The sequence below is a fragment of the Haladaptatus paucihalophilus DX253 genome, assembly GCF_000376445.1.
Lineage (GTDB): Archaea > Halobacteriota > Halobacteria > Halobacteriales > Haladaptataceae > Haladaptatus > Haladaptatus paucihalophilus.
In genome coordinates, this window is sequence record NZ_AQXI01000005.1 from 1 (window position 1) to 23,571 (window position 23,571).

Here is a 23,571-nt window from a genome sequence, read left to right on the forward strand (position 1 = left end):
AAAGCCGTACCCGAAGCGGTTGTACGGCTCGTTCTCCTGCACCCATTCCTTGCTCCACTTCTTCTGGTTCCACGGTGGGTTCGCAACGACGCGGTCGAAAACCTCCAGCTCGTCGTGCTCGGTGACGAATTTCGGTTCGGTGATGGTATCGCCCTTCGCAATCTTAGCGTCCTGCAGTTCGTGGAGCAGGACGTTCATCTGGCCGATCGCCCATGTGTTCAGGTTCTTCTCCTGCCCGTAGAGCGAGATGTCATCGCGGTCGCCTCCCTCCTGCTCGACGTGCTGGGCGGAGTAAATGAGCATCCCGCCGGAGCCACACGCTGGGTCATAGACGCGGTCGCCTTCCTCGGGGTCGACACAGTCAACGAGGAGCTGCACGACTTCGCGGGGCGTGTAGAACTCGCCGCCCTTCTTCCCGGCGTCGTCGGCGAACTGGCGAATGAGATACTCGTAGGCACGGCCGAAGATGTCCGGATCTTCGAGATCTTCGTTCCGATAGCGGTGCTTCGTGAAATGCGTGACGAGCTCGTCGAGCGTGGCATCCGAGAGCCGGTCCTTGTCGTTGAAGTCGACGGAGGTGAGCACGCGGTCGGCGATGGCGTCGTTCTCGTCCTCGACGGCTGCAAGGGCTTTGTTCAGCGTCGCACCGATGTCGGTGTCCTGTGCGGCGATGTGGTCCCAGTGCGCGCGTTCGGGCACCCAGAACTCCTCGTGGAGGTCTCGGTCGTGGGCGACGGTATCCTCGTCGATACCGTACTCTTCGGCGATCTCCTCCGTTTCCTCTTCGAAGCGGTCGTTGATGCGTTTCAGAAAGAGCAGTCCGAAGATGTAATTCTTGTAGTCTGCGGCGTCAATGCTTCCGCGCAGAATATCGGCAGCTTCCCAGAGATGTGATTCGAGTGTAGCGAGGTCGAGAGTTTGCTGATTCTCTACCCCAAGAAGTGTTTCCTGATTTGAATCCATATGATTTGCAGGTTACACCGTCGGTGTAAATCCTTTTCCCAGTTCGTTCAGGGCAACTTTTGGTTCATCACTACTGTTTCGATCCCTCCGATTTATCGCCTCGCAATCGCAACGCGACAGTATGAGCGAAATGGGGATGACACAACTGTCGGTCGGGGATCGCGTAATTGACACGGACGACGACAACCCAGACGAAGCAGTTGTCATCGCACGACCGCCAGCGACGACGATTGCAGAGTGGGAGTTTCCAACGGACGAGGGTCCAATGACGACCGCTGACACGAATCCTGAGTACCCAGCCGACGCGCAGTTAGTGCTGGTATCATTTCTCTCGGATCTCAATGGCTACTGGGAAGACTGGAACGACGCTGACCCTGTTGACCTTCGCGATGGTGTTGAAGCCAATCACGTCCATCGCTACGGCTTTCCCGAGCCACGCTTAGCACCCGCTGACCAGAGTGAAACCTCACCCGATGGGGAGACGGAGCCGGCCGATAATGAGGCCGAACCGCCGGAGCAATTCAGGCCAGTTATCGGGCGGCTTGAACAGAATGAGTTCACGGTGAGTTATGGTGCAGACGAGCAAGTAACTCGAGTCGAGAAGTTTGGAGTTGAGCACACTATTGACCAGAAGGGGACGGTTGGCGGTGAGAGTGGCATCAAAAATCGGGTGACATCGATTGTGGATCGCTTCCTCTAAAAAACCTCCCGGCAGACTGGCGCGATTGCGCCTTCGGTTGGTCGTTATTTCGCCACCCGTTACGAAGATGACTACTATGAACTCGGCTTTTCGTTCGAACACGAGAACCCGAGAGAGACAGAAACATGATTCCGATCAAGTCAAATAGAATACCCACAGGGTGTCATAGAACGGTTAGCATGGTTTTCTGCTATCGGGTGAGAGGTCTGCTATTGCCGCTTCTAAATGGCGGCAATATTGACTGATTCTTAGACACCGTTTCTCGGGGTGCTACTGAGGTGTGTGAAGAGTTCTATGACACCCTCTACCCAGTGTAGCAGCCAAGTCGCAATCGTCATGCGTAGTGCCATTTTCGTTTTCAACCGAGAACAAATGTTGTTCAAATGTCAGACAATGTTAGAATAAGGTACTAATACCGTGATAACATAGTGGTCGCTAGCCAGCGGCAAGACCCGACGCAATGTTATAGTTATACACGTATATGGGAAAGGTGTGTCTTTGTACTGAGCACGTAGAAGAGAGATGTATGTCCTATTCGACATGGGTGTCTAACCGTTCTACCTCGTCGCAAATCGCTTCAAACTCGTCTTCCATTAACTTGTTAATGTCTTCGCGGAGCTCAGTAGCTTCGTCGATTAGTTTTGACGAGTTCGGTATCGATATTTAATCTCATTTACTGTTTTTCTATATTTCACACTTGATTGAGAAGGCAAACCACATACGATTTACTGGCGATAGGCGATTATTTATTATATCCTATAAACATGATTCTTTTTGAGGCACTGTCTAGTTAAGCCAGTTTGAGAAGCGAGCAGTTCGTTGATTTAGTGCTTTGCTCAACCAAGAACTGCTCAGCGAGACGTTAGAGACCGCGAATCTTGAATGTTGGGAGCGTGAGCGGACGGCGACGCCTGTTAGGGCGTTCGCCGTCCGTCTCCACGCGACCGGTTGTTCACTCAGAGAAACAAAAGCAATTCTTGCGCTCTTCGGCGTAAAACGGTCGCACCAAGCGATCTTTCAATGGGTTCATCGGATATCTGACAGCGTCTCCGACCCGCCGTCGGCAGCGCCGACGCGGGTCGCAGTGGACGAAACCGCTGTCAAAATCAACGGCGAGTGGTCTTGGGTGTACGATGCAATAGACACCGAAACAAAACTGCTGCTTGATATCGAAGTGTTTGATCGGCATGGCACTGATTCGGCAGCTGCGTTTCTGTCTGGATTGGCCGAGAAACACGATCTCTCGGACGCCGTGTTTCTCGTTGATGGCTATGGATATCGGACTGCCCTCTTTCGAATCGGGTTGAGCGGTCGGCTCGACTACACGGAGCGAAACCTGATCGAAAAGTGGTTTCACACACTCAAACAGCGCATCGACCGCTTCTATACATCGTGGGTGGGCAGTCGGCCCAGCGTCCAGCAGTGGCTTGAACAGTTTGTGCATTACTATAATCATCAGAGACCGCATCAATCGCTCGACAACCGAACACCTGTCGAGGAGGAGCTAAACTAGACAGTGCCCTTTTTGATTTGATGGCACGATTCCGAGGTTGATGTTAGCTCCGAAGAAACGGATCCCTATTTATGAGGTCTATTTTGTGTTTGAGATTGACTGAATTTCGAAGAGTTTTTGCTGGCCGGGTTACTGATATTTAAATAAGAAAATCGGAAACCGACAGTAATTATTTAAGAGGCTAGCTACCAATTCGTACATATATCGAACATAAGAATCAATATCACATGTCATCCTCTGGACCATCAGTCACGCTTCAAGAGTTCTGTACGGGACTTGGGTATAGCGACTCGCCCGGATTTTATATGATCTCAGAACCGGTATCAACCCTCCCTACTTCAGTTGAAAATTCTAAGGAAAAATTAGGTGTTGATGCAGTCTATGGGACTCATCAAGCACATGGTCAACGATTCAAACCAATTGTGTATTTTAAGAAATATTCTGATGAAGATGGTGAGTCTCTGAAGCAGATATACAACAACGTGTGGAATGAGGGACAAGCAACACTCCTAATTGTTGTCTTTCCCGATCGAGCAAAGATCTACAACTGTACTCGAAAGCCAATTGAAGACCGGCAGGAAGATATTGATGAGTACCAAAGACTTCTTGACACGCTCGACCTCTATGAGAAGAGTCTCGAAGAGACTCCTGATGTTGATTCGTATAAACGTCCAAATATTGAGAGTCGCAATTTCTGGCGAGAGCGGCGTGGTGAGTTCGATCAAGCAAACCGGGTTGATCAGCACTTACTGACTAACTTAGAGAATTTAAAGAATAATTTAACTGATGAACTATCGATAGGATACACAAACAATCTAATTATTAGATCGCTCTTCCTTCTTTATCTCCAAGATAGAGATATCATCCAAGACTCATTCTACCAGACGAGATTTAATTGCCGAGGATATAGAGAGGTTCTAGAAAACAAAGAAGATACATACGAACTATTTGACGAAGTTAAAAGTCGTCTTAATGGGGATATCTTTCAGTATGATGAGAACGAATACGGCTCAGTAACTTCAGAACACTTGTTAATAATCAGCCGGTTCCTGAACGGAATCAATCTCAGAACAGGCCAAACCCGATTATTCCCTTATCGTTTTGATCTTATCCCGATTGAACTAATCAGCAGCATCTACGAGCACTTCGTTGGGGAGTCTGACACTGGTGGAACGTACTATACTCGTCCTGAGATGGCCGACTATATGATTGACGAGTTGCTGAGCGAAGACCTTCATGAGCACCAACGAATTGTTGACCCTACGTGCGGTTCCGGTGTATTTCTTGTAAATGCATTTAGTAGGCTCGTAGAGCATGAAAAGCGAAATTCAGACGCAGTTGATCTCGAAACACTTACTGAGTTTCTCACGCACCGTCTACATGGATATGACAATAATCATGAAGCTGTACAAATCACCACGTTTAGTCTCTATCTCAAACTTTTAGAATATGTTGACGACTCTATTATTTGGGATGATGGATTTGAACTTCCATCTCTTATCGGGAACTCGATCCATTGTGATGACTTCTTTGAAGTTTCTGAAAGCGAGAAATTCGACTTAATAATCGGAAATCCTCCTTGGGGCTCGCTTTCTCAGATTCGTTCTTCAGCAAAGGAGTACTTAGACGATTCTGGACATTCTATTGGAAACAATGAGTCTGCACAAGCATTTATGTGGAAGGCTTACGAGAATTTGGATCCTGAAGGGGAAGTTTGCTTTGCTGTCCCCGCTAGAAGTATACTCTTTCATAGACAATCTACAGCCGTTCAATTTAGAGAAAAGTTTTTTGAACAAGCATCTGTCGACACAATAGCGAATCTGGCTCCTCTTCGGAGAACACTATTTGAGAACGCAACGAACCCAGCAGCGATTGTCACGTTCGGAAGAAAGGCGCTCAATGGACGAGATTCGATCCGATATCTTACTCCAAAGACATTTGATGTAGGTATTCTCCGTTCGATTCCCGTTGATGCAGACCACGACGTGAAGTTTCTTTCTTCGCATTACCAGAACTTTGAGTACGTCTGGAAAACTGCGATGTGGGGTGGTAGTGCGGACCTCAATCTTATGATGAAACTAGAATCGTTGCCCTCCATCAATGATCTAGTAGACAGCCGTGAGTGGCTAATCGGAAATGGATTTGAAGCAGGCTCTTCGACATATGAGCAAACCCATTCACCGGAATTAGCTGAGTTGCCTCATCTTCGGACTAGCCAAGTTGAGCCATATTATGTCCCAGAAGACGGCTTAGTAGAATATGGCGCCGAACCATATTTTAAGCATCCACGTGACTTATCACTATACGAACCACCAGTCATAACAGTCCGAGCGACGGCCACACGTCGCAATAGAGAACCGGGTGCATCAAGAGGAATAAAATCAGCATTCCATGAACACTCAGTCTCATACCGGTCAAGGATTGTTGGGATTGTTGGCTTGGAAACGGATCATGATATTCTCCGAATCCTGAATCTAGTTCTTAACTCGTCACTTGCCCAGTACTGGTTATTCCTTTCTACTGTCGGGTGGGGTATTGCTAGACCAACACTCCGGCAGGAAGAAATCCTCTCTGTTCCTCTTCCGCTAGACAATCTAATCGAAAGGAAGGAGGAATTATTATCTATCGACAGTAGAATTAGAGAACTAATCGAAAATAGTGTTCGAGACGAGCGTTACAAGGAGCATATCGAACAATTAGATAACATTCTTTTCGAGTGTTACGACCTTTCAGAGATCGAAAAGAAGCTCATCGAATCGAGAGTAAGCACCTCGATTGATTTCTACCATGAACGAAATGACTCGAAAGCAGTAGAGGCCGCAAATGATGAACTCCTTCGTCAGTACGGAGAAATCATCTGCGATAACGTAAACAAATTCCTTGAGTTTAGCGATGTTTCTTTGCAGCCGATCATCTACTCTTCATCAAACCTCATCAAGCCTCTTAATCTAATTACTTTACAGTTATCCGAAGGGGAGAGTCAGCCAGAGTTAGTCGATCGTAACATTGTCCTTGAAGAAAAACTCCAAGCCCTTGATTCAGCAGAATCAAATAATTCGCTGTATCAACGTCGAATTGTCGAAATATACCAGGAAAACTCTATTCATATAATCAAACCTAATGAAGTGAGATTTTGGAGCGTTGCTGCGGCGATTAATGACGCACCCGAAATTGTAGGTGAGTTGCTTGACCGAGCATAATCTGTCCCTTGCTGCCAAGGTTGAGGAGGGCTTCCGACAAGTTTGTGGCAGTCTTCTCAAACAGGCTTATGATGCGGTTCGTGACGCGAGCGAATATGATGTCTCATGGGACGAAGATGAGTTCACCAGAGAGATTGTATATCATATGGACATGATAAACGAGGCAGATTTCGAATATCCCCTCCGTGTCACTTGGGATGAGAAGGGAAAGACTCGTAGTAACATGGAATCTGACGATCATCCGAATACTGCACAGAGAGTTGACATCACCCTCGATCGAGTGCGGTGTTCTGGGACCACAGAATATTCGATTGAATGCAAGCGTGTTAGTGTGGATGAGTCTGCATTGGTGAGGAAATACTGGAAAAATGGAGTTCGACGGTTCGTTGACGCTGAGTACGCGGACCGGTACTCGTTTGGTGCGATGGCAGCCTATGTCCTTCAAGGAGATTTAGACGCAAATGCCAAAGAACTTCAAAAGAGAAGTGACAACTATGAGAAAAGAATGCATCTTATCCAACAATGGGAATTTCAGTATGAACAAAGCGGTATGAAGGTGTATTTGACTGGACACAGCAGAGATGGAGTAGAAGATATCGAACTTGACCACCATCTTCTCGATTTTACTTAGTGCTTGGTAGCGGTTTGGTCAGGTGCGTCATTTTTCCCGTTCTTTGTCACGATGATGAGCGCTACAAGCGGTTATGATGTGGTTCTGATCGGTATTCAAATCGCTCAAGATCTCTAATGAGATTTTTGCAGACCAGACAGGTTTATTCCCATTGATCTCTGAACGCCGGTCGGAGGTTTCGCCACCTAAAATACATTGAGCCTCCATCGTCAAACTTAACCAAGTAATCAATATTATCGCGCTCATCACCCGTTACCTTCCCAGCATTGTCCTGATGGACCTCAATTATTCGGTCCTCCCGTCCATGATATGATTCGTGACCTGGATCTGTTTCGTCAGGAATATCGATCCGTACACGATCGTTTTTCTCAAATTGATTCATACAATTTCCTCCCAAATTTGTTGTCCATAATCGGCCAACTCATGTAATTTCTCAGGATATTTATCAACGACGGCTTCCACTATTTCTTATTCTCTGAGATCTCTATTCGACATAAGCTTAATGTTATTTGCGTGTTTTCACTACCTAGTGCCTGGTACCTCTCGTTCATGATTCGGGCAATGTCCCATTCTCTTATCCTCCAATCATATGTTTAATGATAAAGTATATCAGAGGGAAAATTAATGGGCAGCTGTGGCACGCACGCCACAGTGTCGGTCCGCACTCACGCTGGTCAGTCTTGCTCATGAGACCACGCATTACTTCCCTGTGGGACTGACCAATGTGAGTGCGCTCCCTCTAACCCATCAGCAAACTTCAACCTACTTTCCCTCGCTCGTACAAGCGGGGGAGAGTAGGTTGCTGTCATCCATCTCTCCAACTCAGTTCGACTCGCGTACTATAATGACGATGTGAAGTGGCAATGCAATTAACTACTTCTAATATGTATATCTACCTAGATTTATGGCTCGAAAATATGCAGAGACGACTCCTCTCTCGTCGACAGGTGCTTGCAACTAGCGGGACGCTTGGCGCAACAGCACTTGCAGGCTGCAACGCGCTCGGTGGGTCTGATCCATCCGCGATCAAAGAGATCACGAAACAAATGGCGACATTGACCGTGACGCTCCGCAGCGGCGATGCAGCCACGGCGGTCAACTTCATCAACCCAGATGGGAAGCCAGTAACCACAAAGCGGATTTCGAACGGTCAGACAACAGTACAGCTACCGCTTGTGCAGCCGGGTGATCTGTTACCGCTTCGTGCTGGCAAGTACAAGGTGGTTGCAGAGAAGGACAATGAGACGGTGGGAGAGCAGCCTGTCAACTTGACACGTTCGTATAAGATGGTTGGAACAAAGGTCGTGAATGAGATATCGGGGACTGATTTTTCGACGACAAAGAAGGTCCAGTATGCAGCGGATATTGCTGTGCAACTCAAAAATACAGGCGATGTGCCGATCAAACTCGACTATCTTGGGGCAACAAAAGGCGTCCCGAGTCCAGTTGCGCCACCCGGAAAGGGTGGCATGGGTGATACAGCCAGTCACGTTCGCATGAACGCCGACCAGATACCCGTTAACGAGCGCGATTATATCGGCGCAGGCCAGCGGGTGCCATTCAAAACCGATGATCAAACGCTCGTCTACTACGATATGAGCATGTCTGAGAAGATCCCATGGAAGAAATTGAAAGCCAAGCATTGCAATGGCGAGAAACGCACCGCAACGCTACTGATCAAAGGCGTTCGCGATAGCTCACCCCAGCGCTATTCAGTGTCGATTCAGTACGGCGGCAAAGCCATTGAACGGGACGCGATACGAACGGACTGGGCCTGCGCGCAGGCGTCTGTGACAAGGTTCTCACGAAAGTAACGAGCAACCAGAGGGAGACGGCAATTCACGCGATAGATCGGCCATTCACACTGATATTCTTGGCGACGTCCGGCCAGCCGCGGAACAATGATGTCTTTGTCCCCTGCCAGCCCTTCGTCTGTACCGCAAATCCGTTGACTGTGCATCGGTTGACTGCATTATCAACGACTAACGCCAATTGGGGTTGCTTGTGAATCTCGACAGAGACATTTTTGAGCGTTGCTTTCTCCATTGCGTGTTGGACGGTCACCGACCACCCTGTCGGGAGCAGCTGTTTGATCTGAGTATTCGATACCGTACACGTCCCGCCGTCGGGCCGGAGTGGCCGCTGTTCAAAGTAGAACTCTTTCTTGTCGAAATTCGAATCCGTCACAACAGTACAGCCCTTGATACGGCAGTCTGTACCCGAAATCCGGATATTCGAGGGGTGGCTATTTGCCGCCACACAGTTGACGATTTCTACCGTTTGCTGTGGCCCACCAGCTAGGTAAAAACCGTTGTCAGGCCAGCCCCCACACAGCGATTGCTGCACCCGGAGATGGCCTTTTGCCTCGGGATGGGTCGTGATCCCGCTCGTTGCCCACGACCGACCCGTCTCTGTGCCACCGCCTGACCGTTCTTTGCGCGTATTAATGGTGAACTGGTAGCTCTTGCCCCCGAAGCGCAGATCAACCCCACGAACAATCGCTTTCGCGTTCGCTCCGTGGGCGTCGATTCGGAAAGGGCCTTGACAACCGAGACTATGAATCCCCTCTTGGCGAATGTTTTCGACCACCGACGTGCCGTCTGTGTGGTGATTGAGGATCTGCATCCCCTCGTTTTTCCCTCGCCAATCGGCGATGAACCCGCCGAACACGAATTTGCCTTTGTGCGGGTTATCAGGCACACCGATTTTGAAGTGTTGTGCCGGGCCATGATACTCACCGTTTGTCACATCGAAGCCATCAATCGCTTTCACGGTCCCGTGGGTGAGAACCGCGTTATTGCCGATAATCCCGAGGTCTTGGAGCCCAACGTGGCGGTGATTCGTATTGAGTTTGTATCGACCGGGCGGGAAATAGATGAGCGTATTGCTGTCGATTACCTGCTCTAGCACATCGTCAATTGCCCTCTTACCCGTCTTATCCGCGCCTTGCTTAACGATATTCACCCGCTTGTCGAAGTGTTTCGCGTACTTCTGTGGGTTGATACCAGTTGGGAGACCAGCGTTTGCGTTCGACTGGTTGCCTGTTTGGGTCGGTGTTTGCGTTTGCTTGTTTGAGTCAGTCTCGTCACCAGCAAAGCACCCAGCAAGTGCAGCACTTGCAGTCGCGGCGCTTGCAGCGAGGAATCGACGTCGTGATCGGTGAGTGTTGTCGTTGGTGGAGGACATCGTAATAGCGGTGTGCGATTTGTTTATTGGTTCGAGTATTATTCGTCTATTCGAGTTTTGAAAGGACTGGTGCCTTCAAGAATTTCTATGTTGATCAGTGGGCTTCTCAGTAGCTCTTCGTGGCTCTCGCTCAGTGGAGTATCGTGTTGTTTTGGGTAATATTTCACACCGCCTACAACGAGATGCGGACCGTCCACGTTTGGTTTCGGCATGTAATCTCCTATATGTATTAGGGGGTTAAACTTAAGTCTAATGGAGTGGTAATAACATTTGCACAGTATTGGTCAATCCTAGATAATTGGCCAAAAATAATCGAAGCCACAAGCTCGACAAAGCAATGACAACAATCACATCGGTCCTCGATACTGTCGAATCACATACGAAGACCCTCGCCCACCACTCAGTGATCACCCTCGTCGCCTTAGCCACCACAACCGGTGTTACCCTCGCTCAACAAGGCGGTGGCAGCGTCGGGAGCGGCCTCTGTGGAACGCCACTCGCAGACACGATCAATCAGGCTGCTCCGCTGGTCATTGGCCTCTTGATGTTCGGCGGCGCGCTGCTCTCGGTCGCACTCCACGCCGCGAGTGGCCTCGTGAAGAATCCCAACAGCAAAAAGGAGATCAAAAGCTGGCGGAACAACGCCGCGTTCACCGCGGTGACTGCCCCGCTGTTTGCGTTCATGCTCCAACTGTTCCTTGGCTTCACGGGTGCGAACCTCGCAAACTGCATCAACCTCGTTCCGTTCTTCAACTAATCCGTCCTTCCCCGCTCACTCCCGTTATGACCCGAAATCGACGGTCGCGCCAAACGCGCGCACTCGTGATCCTTGCAGCAATCGCGCTAGTAAGTTCACTTGTTCTTGCGCCACTGTTCACATCGACAGCTGCCGCACAAGCGACCACAACAACGACGAACACGACGAATTCGACGAATCAATCTGAAAGCAACCACTGGTTCGGCGGTGGCCTTGGGGTCAACCTCAGCGGCATCAGCCTCGGGGTTGGTCTCGGCGGTGGCGGTGGCAAGTACTCGAAGGTATGCGGCGGTGGCATGCAGGGAATGGTCTGTCAGGGCGTGATGACAGCCGTTTCAGAGCTTGTGAGCAGCTTTTTCGATAAGCTGCTGAAGACCCTGCAACAGGGTGCTGAAGAGCTTGTCAAAATGCTCATCAACCGCCCGGTTCCCGAACGCAACGGCAACCCAGCGTTCGCTGGACAGCCGACGAATGAGCCGATGAAAACGGCCTACAACGTCTGGCTCAACACGGGACTTGTCGGCGGCCTGATATTGTGGGCGTTCTTCATGCTGTTGCGCTACTTCAGTATCGGAATGCCCAATGGGGCGGCTGGCACGCGAGCAGGCGCGAAAAAGCAACTCCTCAAGGGCAGCTTTGATGGGTTGAATATCCTCGCGTCATGGATTCTCGCCGCTATCGTGTTGCATCTCTCGGTTGGCTTCGCTCTCTGGGTTGCCCCGGAAGGACCACAGATCATCAAGAGCTTCGACACCCTGATTGATCACGCCTCTGCAGTAGGCGTTTCAGCACTCATCCTCTGGTTTTCGTCCGGGTTCATCTTCGCTATGGCGGTGATTGTCTTCGGGCTGGGAATCGTTGCACCGTTGCTCCTTGCGCCGATGCAACCGATCTTCATCGGCCTCAGTATGACCCCTCGCGTGTGGCTGTTCAAGTACATCGCAGAGTTCGGCGAGCAAGCCCGTGGTTGGTTCGTCCCTGCTGCATTTGCTCCCGTTCCCACGGCTATGATTCTCGGCTTTGGCTATCCCATCCTGAACGCATTTCGTGGGGTGATGTCTGGACCATTCGAGAGCTTCGTTGGCGTGCCAACGTACGTTATCGGATTGGTGATAATGTGGTTTGCAGCGTTGTCTGCTCCACTGGCGCTGTTTGCCAAGAGTCGCCACGTTCGCCCACTTGCCATGGCAGGCATGGCCGCTGCCGGAGCCATGAGCGGCATTCCATGTCGAACCGATTGAGCGGCCTGCGAAACCGCTTCTCCTCGGTCGGTGGGAACACGACGAGCAACGCAGCCAGTTCATCCGCGACCGGGATGGGTACCGCCGCTGGGCGTGTCGATCCGATCAAAGGCAATCCGCTCGCTGGTGAGACAAGTGCCAGTGCAAGCGGGCTTGGCAGCGCGGACAGTGACGCACGGAGTGTCGGCAGTGGTACGTCGAGTGCGCTTGGCGGTGGAGCTGCTCCACCGGCTGCGAGCCAGTCGGCGAGTGGCTCTGAAACCGCAACTCCCGGCGAAGCGTCCGCTATCGGTGCCAGTGAGGCGTCTGGAACGACGACAGCCCGGACATCGAGCAGTACGACCAGTGAGACGAGCGAATCGGCCTACACGCGTGCTGGAAGTTCGGCACGTTCGACAACGACCGGAGCAGCAGGCGGGCCAGAGCGAACAACGAATGTGACCGCTGGGAGCAGCGATGACGAGAAGATCAACGTCGTTGACCGCGGTATCCACGAAGTAACAACTTCCGAAGAACTGCCGACCGGACAGGAGTATGAGGGTGGCTACGAACGCTCGGATGGCCTGTACGAAGACGCGCTGGATGGCACTCATCGGCGAAACTTCCTGCTGCAACGCTATGATTCGTTAGCGATCCACAATTTCGACGGCCCGATGCTCCTCAAAGGCGAGGAGGACGGGCAGTTCTATGACGTGACGACCGCCGTCGAAGAAGGTCGGGTTCCCAACGGGAGCGCCACACACGAAGAAAGTCAGAACGTCGTTCAGAACACCCGCTAAGCAACCATGTCAGATAACACTATCACCGACAATACGGGCCGCAGTCACCAGATTTCGCGTCGTGTCCTCGACGCGGTGGGAGCCGACGACGAAATCATGGGCGTCCAGTTGCACGTCAGCCTTGAAGACCTCAAACTGTTCGTCCCTGTCGGCTTCATCGCCGTTCTCACGTTCCTGATTATCTCGTCGCTCACCACTGATCTCGGTCAGTACGCAATCATCGGTCCGATCATCGGCGGGATCATCGCTGTTGTGCTGCTGCTCGTCACAGCGGCGATCATCTACATCGCCCCACGAAACCTCCAAGCCCCGCACAAATGGCTTGTCAGCATTGCGCAGTACTATCGCGCCCCCGAAACCATGACCGTCTTTAGCAACGACCCGCACCAAAACAGCGCATCGCTTACGAACGTCGGCAAGATCCGTGCCGAGAGCGCCGCTATTCAGCGCGCTGACGACCGTTCGCTCGTGGCTGGCGTGAGTGTCACGCCAGCAAATATGGCACTCGCTACGGATAGTGAGTGGAACTCGATGGCGAACAACTTCCGCGATACTCTCGATGCCATCGAGTTCCCCCTGCAAATCCATTCATCGAGTCGCGCTATCGACCCTGACCGCATTGCCGGGGTGTACACTGACCGTCTCAACGACCCGGACGTGCAAGCAATCCCTGCGTTGCAAGAGATGGTCGAAACCTACCGTGACGAACTTCCGCGAGAGTTCGAGCAGCGCGGCACGAGCATTCGCCAGTATCAGATTCTGGTTGAGGTGAGTGAGTTGGACGTTCAGATAGACAGCCACGGCCGCCTCTCCAAGCTCGCCGACCTTCCCGGTATCGGGATATTCCTTTCGGAGATTCTCGGCGTGACCAGTGGCATGTCGGCGGCCGATATTGAACGTGAGCAGGTACAGGAGTTGCGCGAGCGACTGTTGACCGTTCGCCGTGCAATCAACAGTCTCGATGGCTGCTCAGCGTCGATCTTGACCGCCGACGAACTCGCCGACCTTGTCGAAGAACACTGGTCAGGAGAACGCACGCACTACGCGGACACGGATGCAACGACCGACCGTCGATTTAACGAATTCCCGGTTGTGACGGTCGGCAGCGCCGAGCAGCGACCCTAACAATCAACCCCCATCAATCCATCAGTCAGAACAATGAATCTAAACCTCCCATTCACCGACGACAGCGACGACAACGAATCGGACGACGAACCGGACGGCACCGACGAACCAGCGGTCGAACCAGACGCCGATAGCCCGGCAACCGACGCTAAAGCGGTGGCGGCCGCTGGCCTTCAGATTGAGCCCAACGCTGTGCAGATGACCGCCAGCGGCCGTTGGGCGGTTCCCCTCGTGATCACGAACTGGCCGCAGTTCGCATATCCCGGCATGCTCGAACAGTTGACGACCCACCCCAGTACGGATGTGGACTTGTCGATCCACGCCGACCCCTCCGGCACCGACAAGGCGAGACGACGGTTCGACAGTGCGATTCGGGATCTACAGGCGCTCATCCAGTCGAAAAAAGAGAATGGTGACCCCAGTATCGATCAGACCCAACGCCGCATGAACGAGCATCGAGAAGTGCTCTCAGCACTCTCGCGTGGCGAAACCTCAGCCTTCGACGTGACGGTCGTAATTACGGTGCGGGCGGACTCACACGACGCGGTACTAAGCGAGGCATCGACCGTGCGCTCTGAGCTACAAAAACAACAGATCACCGCGGAGTTCGCTACCCACAACCTGTTGACCGACGGCCTGCTCGCCGGAAGTCCACTCGTGGACGACGCGATTGACGCACCCACAACCATGCTGTCGGGCGCGGTCGGATGCCTGATGCCGTGGAGCGCCGGGACCATCTTCGAGGAACGCGGCATTCTCACGGGCTATCATGCGACGACTGACGAACCGCTCGTTGTGAATCGCTGGAACCGCTCGAACGGGTACAACATCTTCACCGCTGGACGAATTGGCGCGGGCAAGTCGTTCGGGACGAAACTGTTGAACCTCCGCGAAGTCGCCAAGGACCCGGACACGCTCTTGGTGATGATTGACCCGCTGTCAGGGTTCAGTTCGTTGGCTGATTCGCTCAAGGCCGAGAACGTCGTCGTCGGTGGGTCAAAAGGTATTAACCCGTTGGAAATTCGCCGGACACCCCAGCATGTCCTAGATAACAACCCGCAACTCAATCCGTTCGGTGAGCGCTTCTCCAGCGTGATGGGTTTCTTCGAATCGTTCTTCGTCCACGTCGATAGTGGCGATAACGGACTCAACAAAGGCGAACGTGCGGTCCTGGATTTGGCGCTCGGTGAAGCGTATGCGCGCCATGGCATTACGACCGACCCGGAGACACACAGTAATCCCAGTCCGACAATCGCCGGAGAGGACGGCATTGATCAGATCCTCGGTGAGATTGCGGACGACGGGGGTGCGTTCATCCAGCGAATTCGGGAGAACGAGGGTGTCAACAGCACCGTGACTGACCTTGAGGGCGGCAAGATCGAAGAACATGCCGCCGACCTCCGGAATGCGATGATGAGCTTTATCGGCGGCGAGTTCAGCAATCTCTCGGGAGAGAGCGACATCGACATTCGAGGGAAAGATGCGGTGTATCTTGACCTCCAACAGGGCGAGGGCAGTTCGGGCATCGGACTGATGGTGCAACTCCTGTTTGACTCGGTGTATGAGCGAGCGAAAGAGACAGATAAGAACGTGATTATGGCGATTGACGAAGCGCACTATCTGATGCAAAACCAGCAACTCGATTGGCTAGAGCTGGCCGTGCGTCACAGTCGCCATCACGACCTCTCGCTGCATTTCATCACACAGGAAGCCAAGGACTTCTTCGTCCACGAGAAAGCCGAGACGATTGCGAACAACTGTGCAATTCGGTTCCTTCATCGCCTGCCCGACCTCTCAGAGGAGAACCGCAAGAAACTGGATCTCACCGAACGCGAAGGCGAGTTCGTTCGTAACGCCCTGCCCGGCACGCGGTCGCGGGGGTTCTCGCATGCGCTCATGGTTGTAGACGACGAGACGGAGGTGGCGAAATATCCCACGAAGGTCTCAGCGCTAGAGAAAGAGGCCGAAATCATCGAGGACCACGAAGAGCGCGAGGAACGGTTTAAGCGGGCGAAAGCGCTTGACACGACGGGTGGCGATGACATCAACACGGCAGCGGATGCCGCCGAATCGAGCAACACGATGGTCGATGTAGAACGCTCTAATCGGATGGCTGCGGCGACGGACGGAGGAACGATCCATGACTAACGCCGACAACGACGGAAAGAAACACTGGAAGCGGTCCTCCGAACACCTCGGTCATCCACCGCCGGATTTGAACCCGCGCGAACTCGATGAGGCACTCTTAGCTCGTGAGAGTACGTACTGTGAACTCTGTAACAGCCGTGTCACCCCGAAAACCCTCGATTGGATGCGGATTCAGATTGACCCAATAGACTACTCAGTAGACAATCACGCAGTCGTCTGCCGGGACTGTGTGACTGATCGAGAGATCGATCACGTTAAGCGGGCCCGCGAGCTTCGCGCACAGAACCGCCGCCCCGATTTCCCCGACACAATCCGTGGACGCATTCACGAAGGCGTGCATCGACTCGAACGCTGGTTGACCGAGCAGGCCGCGCCCCTGTTTTGGCGGCGGCTCCTCACTGTTGTCGGCGCTGCTGTTGTTGCGGTCGTGGCGCTCATCATCGCGGCAGGGTTGTTCGGCACAATTTTCGTCGATCCACAGACCGGCGCGGACTGGGTCGTCGGGATCGTTACGGGAACCAGTGATGTCCTCCATGGGGCGATCAAACCAAGCCGTCTCTGGTTACTGAGTATTGTTCTCGCACTCGGCTATACTGCCCACTGCGTCGAGCGCGAGCGAAACGACCAGACCGGGACGCGGACACAGTGGGAACCGATGTGGTTCGTGGTCGGTCTCAGCGGCGTTGTCGGCGCCGTCGCTGCCATCTTTGTTGGCCTCGGACGCGCTGGATTACCGATCTTAATCGAACCGCTCGCAGCTGCCGTCTACCTGTTGGCCGGAGCGGTCAGCGCATATGCCATCGAACGCGCTCGAAAATGCGATGACGCATACTTTATCTGGCATCAATCGCGGTACCACTGGACGCTCCCTATCCGGCTCGGCGCGTTACTCGGCGCTACGATCATTCTCGCCCCACCAGCTACAGTCCTCCCAATATGGTCGCCCGCACTCACGATGTCACTGCTCGCACTTGGTCCGGTTGTCGCTGTTGCCTATGCCGTCGGGCGGACGTATGCAGCAGACCGTGTTGGTCAGACTGCTCGCGATGCGCTCGATCAGGTGTGGTCTTTTGCCCGGAAATTTCCAGTAACGCGCTCCCAAACCATACCCAATCCAACGACCAAGAACGGTGAAAACCAATGAGCCTCTTCAGTCGTCTCAACCCCCTTTCGAACAACAGTTTCGCCCACAAAATCACGGATCGCTACCAGCAGGCTGTTGGGATCCCCAACCTGCCTGTCTTGCACATTCGACCCTTCCGTGATACACCCGGCATCGACGCCGGAACCACCCTTTTTCGGGATCTCTACCGGGACCCGAAGCACGGAACACCGCCGACCTACAGCTTTAGTCTGCTCTACGAGGAGCGTTCGGTGCGGGTGCTGATGAGTTCGCCCGAACCCGAACGCATTCGCGGTCACGTTTCTGGTACCTATCCGAATTCGACCGTGAACGACGTCGATCCAGCCGACGCCTTCCCGACGATGCATGACGGTGAGTACGTTGCTGGAATTCGGTTCGACTTAGAGGAAGACTGTTGTTTCCCGCTCCGCCATCAAGGGTCGAAGGTCGATCCTCTCTCTGGCGATCCCTATACGTCGCTCTTACCGAAAGTCGCCGCAACCGATGGTGAGCGTGTGATCGTACAACTGACGTTCGAGCCGGTCGGAGACAGTTGGTTCCGACGCGGGAAAGTCGGCAGTACGAGCGATGAAGTGGCCGATGCAATGCAAGATGGCCGTCTTGTCGGCGAGATCAATCCGCATGTCGTAGAGTCAAAGCGCGACCGCCACATTGCGACCGATATTCAGAATCAGCGCGGCCGACCTGCATTCCACGCGAGTCTTCGCGTGCTTGCGGTTGGCCCAACCGCCGAGGCTGCCGAAACACGTGCCCAGTCTATCGGCGAGTTCTTCACAACGACGTTCAGCCATCCCGGCGGCCAGTCACTCGTTCCAACACCCCTCACGTCGAGTGAGGCGATACAGAATGCTATCGAGGCGATCTCAACTCGTGATCTTTGGTTACACGGCCAGCAGCCGGGCCGTGCGCGGAGTTGGTTGACCGGCACCCAGAGTGTCCTAACAGACCAAGAGTTGGCTGTACTCGTGCACATTCCCACCCAGAACGATGTTCATGCCCCGGATTTGGACTGGAACCGAATGCAGTCGGGACCGGGTGCACCCGCCGATTCAACCCAGCATGCAACCGAGACAGAAGAACAGGACGGTGCGTGGTGATGTTCGACACAATTCGCAACGTCCTCTCGGGTGACAGCCAGCACCCCGAGACTGACGACGAAAGCGAAGATGATGACGACGAATGGCAATATGAGTACCAGCAGGATGACGTGGAGTTAGTCGAGGGCCAACCGATGATCGCTCGCGATACCGAGCAAGACGAACTGTTCGCGGGCCCGCTCTCACGAAGCATGATGGAAGGGCCACGGACGAATCCGGAGCAGCCATTGTTCGTTGGGGTTGGCACCCGTCGCGGGCGACATGCAGGCATCGAGCAGGAGGACCTGCTCAAGCACACGGTGTTGCTGGGACCGACCGGCTACGGGAAGTCCACCCTGATGGACAATATGATTCGAGCGCAATCTGAGGCAAATTTCCCGGTCGTCTTTATTGAGCCAAAGGGTGACGATAGCCCCAAGCTCATCGACATTCTGCCTCAGCATCGTATCGACAATGGCGATTTGGTGTGGCTCGAACCGGGCGGAAATCGGACGGCCACTGTCGGGCTGAATATTCTCGATCCGGGGGTTGAGTCTGACGACCCGATGTTTGATACGGCGGTTGAAAATCTGGTCGAAGACCTCACGAAGATGATCGGGATCGACGAATATTGGGGACCGCGTATGGACGGCATCACGAAGACGATGGTTCGGGCGACCGCCCGCCTCGACTACGAGTTCACCCTGCTCGACCTCTATTACATCCTCGCTGAGGAAGAAAACGCCCGCGAGTTCGCCAACCTCGTTGATCAGAGTGGCCTTGAGTGGCTAAATTATACGGAGAAAATCGCGGAGATGGACGACGACAACCTCGATCCGATTCGCCGTCGTCTCAAAGATTGGGTTGAAGATCCTATCGCCCGGCGTGTGATCGCGTTTCGTGATTCGACCGTCAATCTCGCCGATATCATCGAAGAGCGCAAAATCCTCGTCGTGCGAATGGGACCGGAACGCGACGAACTCAAACAAATGGTGAGTACGGCGATTATCCGAAGACTGTGGTCGCACGTTCGGGCGCGGTCTGAAATGCGGGAGAAAGACCGCATCCCCTGCAATCTCTTCATTGACGAATTCGACTATGTCGCCCATCAAGACAGTGCGTTACCGACCATGCTTTCGAAAGCCCGGTCGCTTGGGCTTGGCATTTTCATGGCGATGCAGTACCCCTCGCAGGTGCCCAGTGACGTGCAAGAGGCGATGTTTGCGAACAGCAACACCGTTCTTTCGTTCAAAGCAGGCCATCCGAATCACGCCCGTCAGATTGCGGATGTGCTCGATATCGACTCGTCAATCCTTACGTCCGAAGCCCCCCACCACGTGTGGATGCAGATGACGGTCGAGCGCAATGGGCGGAAAGAGACTGCTCCCAGCTTCCGGACGTACTGCCATCCACCGTATCCACCGCTGCGGAGCGAAGCCGAGCGCTGGCACATCATCGAGGATTCAGCCCGCACCTATGGCCGGACACCACGCTCGTCCGAAGAATTGCGTGAGGAACTGCTGATTGACGAAGGGAACGGCCCGAACGACGACACGGACGATCCACTCGCCCAACCCACCCAACAGGCGGAAGCCGACGCAGCGAGTGCGTGTGAAGCGGTCTACAAGACGGTCTGGGACGAGAGTATCCAACAAGGCGATCCCGGTGGGTGGGTCGATCTGACCGACACGCGCGTGGTCGAACGACTGGCCGACTATACGCCCGGTGTTGAGTCATTTGTCGATCACAACGACGCATGGCGGCGCGTCGTCCAGCAGGTGCCCAAAAACGATCCGTATCTCGAAGAGGACACCAGCGGCAGTGGCCATCTCTTGCAGGTTGATCCCGCGCCGGTCTACGCGGTCGGCACAAAACAAAACGACGGCGGCCCCGACCATATCGCACCGCTGCAAGACGCCTACGTTGCCTTGACGCAGCTAGGGTTTATCGTAGAGATTCCCGAGCAGACGGGTGACGCGATGCCGGACGGCCTCGTTCGCCTTGACGATATGCTGGACGTTGATCGAGACGATGACCCTGAGGCGATTGCAGATGCAATGGTTGAATTCCGTGATAACCATCCGCTCGTACATCGATTAGCAGGCACACGAGACGCCTATATTGAAACCGAGCACACAACGGGGAGTTCGCAGCCGTCGCAGACGGTGGAGAATCTGGCACAGGCGGCGAATGCAGGCCACCGGTGCCTCTTCCTTTCGCGGGAGGAGACGGCAGAACACGTCTATCGAACGCTTGGTGAGGGACCATTTGGCTGTTGGAGCAATCACAGTGTGGACGGTGAACGACGGTTCTACACGGGCACACAAGCACTCAGAATTGACGGTGACGTTATCACCCGACCGGGAGCCAGCGATAACGTCTGGGTGCACGACGAGGCGACCGACGAGTACATTCTACGCGACACAGACGGGACGGTTCACGCCCGCTTTGACTCACCAGCCCGGATTTTCGAGGACAGAGATGCGTATCCTGCAGGCGGCGAACGCAACGTGAAGCCACCAATCATCCCTGAGTATGAGATTGACGGCGACCTCGACGCAGTGGAGTGGGACGTAATGATCGTGCCAGAGCCCGAAATCAATGAAGATGGCACCAAGCAGCGGCTGACGCCAATGGACCTACGCGTGATCGAGGACGGCCAGCAAATCTCTGTGCCGCATTTGCTACGTGACGATCCACCGACGCACTACGACACAGAAGACAAGGGCAGAGAGGGTGATACAAACGGTGGAAGTGGCGCGGCTACCGAGGAAGAGGCAACGCAAGAGAAGAGTGAGGAGCCATCGAGCAGCGGAGAGGGAGAGGAGTATCTGGCCGACGATCTCTCAAATATCTTTAACTGATTGCTAGTCGCTGAGCCATTCCTGTGCGGTCTCTTCTTTCACCCCGCCAGCCTTCACGGCGATCTGCACCATCGCCTCTTTCATCGTCTCAACATCGTCTCGAAGATCCGAAACGTCGGCGCGAAGCGCCTCGAAATCCTCAGGTTCAACAAGTGGATTCTCGGGGAGTTCTAACCCATCATCACAGAACGATTCACCACGGTCTGTAAGCCGCCAGACGATCGCGTGTGAACCACGACCCGCATACTCGCGGTCCACTTCCTCGACTAGCTCCCAGCGCTGGAGCTTGGTCATGTGGTGGTTCATACTCCCACTGGGGACGCCTGCCTGCTGGCGGAGGTCCGATGTGTTGGCCGAATAATTGTCAGTTGCGTAGAGGACAGTAAGGAGGTTGCGGCGGGCCTCTCCAAGATGGGTACGCATCTCATCGAACGACGGGGGAAACTCATCAGAGGTTTCAGTTTGGTTAGCATCGTTCATGAGGCCATATTAAGGTTTGAAGGCCTTAATACTTATCCACTATAAAGCCTTACTAAGCGAAACGACTCACTAGTCATGGGACCAAAAAATGGGCGCGACTACAGGAATGGGAGACAGGAACAAGAATTATCAGAAAACAGATGAAGCGAAGAGTGGAAATTGAAGATGGTAACGAGAAGGCTGGCACCCTGCCAGTGCACCGCAGTGGGCGCCCGGGAAATATAACGAGAAAGATAGGATACTGAGGGTGCGCAAAAGTGGGCACCCCACCGAGTGCGAGCAGAGTCATGGGCGAGATTAGCACCCGCGACGAGAAGGGACAACAGAGTAGAGTGGGGACAGTCCACCCAGCGCGAGCACCCAGAATGATCACCAGAGATGAGACAGTGGGACAGTCAGGCTAGCGCCGAGAACAGCGACAGAAAATGAGAGCACTAGCGCGAAGAAAACACGACCGACAAGCACGGGAAAAGATAGTCAGAAATCAGAGAAAAGAGAGGAGTGCGCGAGTGGGGCAGGTGGGGCAACGCGATCAACGACGGGAGACATCCAGCAGGAATTAGGGTCAACAACACTCACGACCACTAGTAATCTGTCAGATTTCGGGAACATATGGGACACAGGCGAAGAAGCACCGATGGCCCACGACATCGAGGGGGACAGTCAGCGAGAGCGCTGGCGTCCAGGACAGCACGAAGACCGTGGCGATCACGGCAGGCGAGGAGGAGGGAATCACAACCTGAGAAACACGGGCAACATCAGCAGAGCCGACAATGGGAGTGGAACCACACTGGAATTCTTGCAAAACATCGCGAACAGCAGCACCCCAGAGACAGAGTGATGACCACGAGAAAGAACGTAGCACGAGCATGCAGGACAGTCACTGGGCGTGACAAAGCCGGACAGTCCACTTCTGGCCGGACAGGTCCGACAGAACGCTGTGCGTCTAGTTTGGGGGTGCCACCTCTGCACCCGAACAGAGGGGGTACCGACGAGCGACACATCTCTACTCACAGCCTGAGCAATGGCCGGGTGCCACCACCACCACGCTTCATCTGGGTTCCGATGTGACGACCTGATCTGGGTGCCGACCCGAGCGCACCAGTGGGGTGCCAACGTGGGCGACACACCACAGTTTCAGTGAGCGCACCACGCGAGGAGAGGCGACAACAGCGGACAGCACCGCCAGCACGAGGGACTGTCCACCAGCGACAGACTGCGGTGTCCGCCGGCCACCGACAAAGGGGACTGTCAAATCAGGCGACCAGTACGCCGAGCCTCTAGCTAGTTGCGGCGTCGACGGCGCATTGCACCGAGTATGAACCATCACGCACAGCAGGGCCGACTGTCCACCGGGCGAGACATTGAACTCACTGAGCTCGAGCAGCACTAGACTGTCAGCCCAGCACGACCCAAAGGGGACTGTCACCCAGAGCGAAGCAAGATGGACCGGAGAGGGACGAGGACTGCTGAAGACGGCCAAATTACTCCGGAAATGTGGTGTCCTCTCTCCGAGAAAACGGACTGTCCACCGGCTAGGACAATCTGACTGTCCCACCCGCGTTAGCAGTGGCGGTCTGGTCGGTCGAGGCGATCTGCTGCCGTGCGTTCGGTTCGGCACATTCATTCGCTTGCCATCGCGCATCATTCGCCACCCCCAACGTTGAACTAAACACAGAGATGACCACCAGTATGCATCGCTCCCTCCCTATGCTCGGACTTGTCCTACTCGTTGTCCTCGCAGGCTGTCTCGGCAGTCTTGGA

Annotated in this window: 16 protein-coding genes; 13 read left to right on the forward strand and 3 right to left on the reverse strand. The window is 53.8% G+C overall.

The window, feature by feature from the left end:
- The coding region (locus tag B208_RS0121920) for a type I restriction-modification system subunit M (RefSeq protein WP_018129159.1) at positions 1–963 on the reverse strand (963 nt) is incomplete at its 3' end.
- 121 nt (positions 964–1,084) lie between these two features.
- On the opposite strand from B208_RS0121920, the gene B208_RS0121925 reads away from it, so the two are divergent.
- From B208_RS0121925 to B208_RS0121965, 5 genes are all read left to right on the forward strand, one after another.
- Positions 1,085–1,663 carry a hypothetical protein gene (locus B208_RS0121925; protein ID WP_007979262.1) on the forward strand — a complete coding sequence of 193 codons (579 nt, stop codon included), beginning with the start codon at positions 1,085–1,087 and terminating at the stop codon, positions 1,661–1,663.
- A gap of 832 nt (positions 1,664–2,495) precedes the next feature.
- On the forward strand, positions 2,496–3,176 hold the full coding sequence (locus tag B208_RS0121930; protein ID WP_007979261.1) for an IS6 family transposase: 681 nt from the start codon (positions 2,496–2,498) through the stop codon (positions 3,174–3,176).
- 227 nt (positions 3,177–3,403) lie between these two features.
- Entirely contained in the window at positions 3,404–6,376 is a 2,973-nt protein-coding gene (locus tag B208_RS23555) for an HsdM family class I SAM-dependent methyltransferase (protein ID WP_081460916.1), read from the forward strand.
- A complete protein-coding gene (locus tag B208_RS0121955; RefSeq protein ID WP_232423930.1) occupies positions 6,354–7,007 on the forward strand; it encodes an acyl carrier protein in 654 nt (217 codons plus the stop codon). The genes B208_RS23555 and B208_RS0121955 overlap by 23 nt, the downstream gene beginning before the upstream one ends.
- Positions 7,008–7,924: 917 nt before the next feature.
- Positions 7,925–8,821: a hypothetical protein gene (locus B208_RS0121965; protein WP_139025497.1), complete on the forward strand. Its 897-nt coding sequence runs from the start codon at positions 7,925–7,927 to the stop codon at positions 8,819–8,821.
- Between the two features lie 25 nt (positions 8,822–8,846).
- On the opposite strand, the gene B208_RS0121970 is transcribed toward B208_RS0121965, so the two are convergent.
- Positions 8,847–10,193 (reverse strand): hypothetical protein, encoded by a 1,347-nt coding sequence (locus B208_RS0121970; protein ID WP_232423931.1) that lies wholly within the window; start codon positions 10,191–10,193, stop codon positions 8,847–8,849.
- Positions 10,194–10,530: 337 nt separating this feature from the next.
- Here B208_RS0121970 and B208_RS0121975 point away from each other — a divergent pair, with 337 nt between their 5' ends.
- The 8 genes from B208_RS0121975 to B208_RS0122010 all read left to right on the forward strand — a co-directional run bounded on the left by B208_RS0121975 (position 10,531) and on the right by B208_RS0122010 (position 21,327).
- The gene (locus tag B208_RS0121975; RefSeq protein ID WP_007979251.1) at positions 10,531–10,950 is read left to right on the forward strand and encodes a hypothetical protein; all 420 of its coding nucleotides are present in this window, start codon (positions 10,531–10,533) and stop codon (positions 10,948–10,950) included.
- Between the two features lie 26 nt (positions 10,951–10,976).
- On the forward strand, positions 10,977–12,191 hold the full coding sequence (locus tag B208_RS0121980; protein ID WP_157471286.1) for a hypothetical protein: 1,215 nt from the start codon (positions 10,977–10,979) through the stop codon (positions 12,189–12,191).
- 437 nt (positions 12,192–12,628) lie between these two features.
- Positions 12,629–12,970 (forward strand): hypothetical protein, encoded by a 342-nt coding sequence (locus tag B208_RS0121985; RefSeq protein ID WP_018129166.1) that lies wholly within the window; start codon positions 12,629–12,631, stop codon positions 12,968–12,970.
- 6 nt (positions 12,971–12,976) lie between these two features.
- The gene (locus B208_RS0121990; protein ID WP_007979247.1) at positions 12,977–14,095 is read left to right on the forward strand and encodes a hypothetical protein; all 1,119 of its coding nucleotides are present in this window, start codon (positions 12,977–12,979) and stop codon (positions 14,093–14,095) included.
- 198 nt (positions 14,096–14,293) lie between these two features.
- Entirely contained in the window at positions 14,294–16,243 is a 1,950-nt protein-coding gene (locus B208_RS0121995; RefSeq protein ID WP_232423932.1) for a VirB4 family type IV secretion system protein, read from the forward strand.
- Positions 16,236–17,387, forward strand: coding sequence for a hypothetical protein (locus B208_RS0122000; protein WP_018129167.1), 1,152 nt, complete (start codon positions 16,236–16,238; stop codon positions 17,385–17,387). The genes B208_RS0121995 and B208_RS0122000 overlap by 8 nt, the downstream gene beginning before the upstream one ends.
- A complete protein-coding gene (locus B208_RS0122005) occupies positions 17,384–18,484 on the forward strand; it encodes a hypothetical protein (RefSeq protein ID WP_018129168.1) in 1,101 nt (366 codons plus the stop codon). Before B208_RS0122000 ends, B208_RS0122005 begins: the two co-directional genes overlap by 4 nt.
- The gene (locus B208_RS0122010; protein ID WP_018129169.1) at positions 18,484–21,327 is read left to right on the forward strand and encodes a type IV secretory system conjugative DNA transfer family protein; all 2,844 of its coding nucleotides are present in this window, start codon (positions 18,484–18,486) and stop codon (positions 21,325–21,327) included. The genes B208_RS0122005 and B208_RS0122010 overlap by 1 nt, the downstream gene beginning before the upstream one ends.
- Positions 21,328–21,330: 3 nt before the next feature.
- Here the strand turns inward: B208_RS0122010 and B208_RS0122015 are convergent, their stop codons facing one another.
- Positions 21,331–21,807: a hypothetical protein gene (locus B208_RS0122015; protein WP_007979241.1), complete on the reverse strand. Its 477-nt coding sequence runs from the start codon at positions 21,805–21,807 to the stop codon at positions 21,331–21,333.
- Between the last annotated feature and the right edge of the window lie 1,764 nt (positions 21,808–23,571).